The organism is Azoarcus taiwanensis (assembly GCF_012910885.1).
In the GTDB taxonomy this organism is placed as follows: Bacteria; Pseudomonadota; Gammaproteobacteria; order Burkholderiales; family Rhodocyclaceae; genus Azoarcus_F; species Azoarcus_F taiwanensis.
The window spans coordinates 1-1122 of record NZ_WTVM01000269.1 but is presented as its reverse complement, the minus strand read 5'-3'; the positions used below and the strand labels follow the sequence as shown (position 1 = coordinate 1122).

General features: G+C 62.9%; 3 protein-coding genes. All 3 read right to left on the bottom strand.

The features are described from left to right. Positions 1 to 326, bottom strand: a 326-nt coding sequence (locus GPA21_RS20245) for a VOC family protein (RefSeq protein ID WP_168989857.1), incomplete at its 3' end; no start/stop codon positions are given. 40 nt (positions 327 to 366) lie between these two features. After that, a complete protein-coding gene (locus GPA21_RS20240; protein WP_168989856.1) occupies positions 367 to 678 on the bottom strand; it encodes a cupin domain-containing protein in 312 nt (103 codons plus the stop codon). A 79-nt stretch (positions 679 to 757) separates the two neighbouring features. Beyond that, positions 758 to 1122 (bottom strand): hypothetical protein (locus GPA21_RS20235; protein WP_211163744.1); only part of this gene is annotated, 365 nt, incomplete at its 5' end.

The following is a 1122-nucleotide window of genomic DNA, read 5'->3' as shown; positions in this document are numbered from 1 at the left end:
CCACCCGGCTTGCCCTCACGAAGCCCCGGCGGGTCTTCGATGGAGGTGCCGCCATGCGCGACCGCAACATCATGGAACTGCTGAACCTGCTCGGCCGAGTTGCACTTGAACCCGATGGTGCCGCCGTTCGCCACAGTCGCGGGCTCGCCATCAATGGGTTCGGTCACGCCAAAGGTGCCGCCATCGTGCCGGTAGAACACCCGAGAATGCCCTGAGCCCGAGACACTGGCGGCCCCCTGGCCAGCCCCAAGCACACCGAGCACTGCATCATAGAAGCGCTTGGCGCGCTCGAGGTCGTTCGTACCGACCATTACGTGACTGAACATACTGTGTCTCCTAAGCAGGGTCATTATGTGACAGCGTCGGTCAGACACTGCCCTCGCGTTCAACCACCAGAATCCTTGCCTCACCTATCGGGTGCGCGACATGCTCGGTGCCAACCGAAGCATAGAACACGTCTCCCGTTTCCAGAACGGTGCTGTGTTCCACACCCTCGACGCGGTAACGCATCTCAACCCGGCCATCGAGCACCGCGAAGACTTCGTCGCCGTCGTTCACATGCCACTTGTACGGTTGATCCGTCCAGTGAAGCCGCGTGGTGATGCCATCCATGTTGGCAATATCCAGAGCGCCCCACGGCCGCTCGGCGGTGAATGTGCTCGCGCGGATTACTTTCATTGTCTGCACCTCTCAAAGTCCAAGTCGCGCTGATCGACAAGCGCACGAAGTGCGCTTTGCCCGCCTTTGCATTGACCGACTAGCCAATCTCACCGCTGGCCGCCAGCAGGCGCTCCACCACGAGGTCCATATCCACCGACGGATTCGCGGCGACTGAGCGTACCCAGGTCTGTCCATCCAGCACGCATGTCGACACCATGCCCGGCGGCAGCGCCTGCACGAACTCAGGGGTCGATGAGTGCACGGGGCGGAACACGTTGATCGCTGTCTGAGGCCTGCCCCACAAGGCGAGGCGATCACAGTGCTCGATGGCGTCCGCCAGCGTGTCGGCCATCTGCATGAGACGGTCGAGCCGTTGCGCCACGCCCTCCCGACCCCACGCAAGAAGGGGCGCGAGCAGCGGAATGGCGGCGGCGGATCGCGAGCCCTGAACACCGACATTGG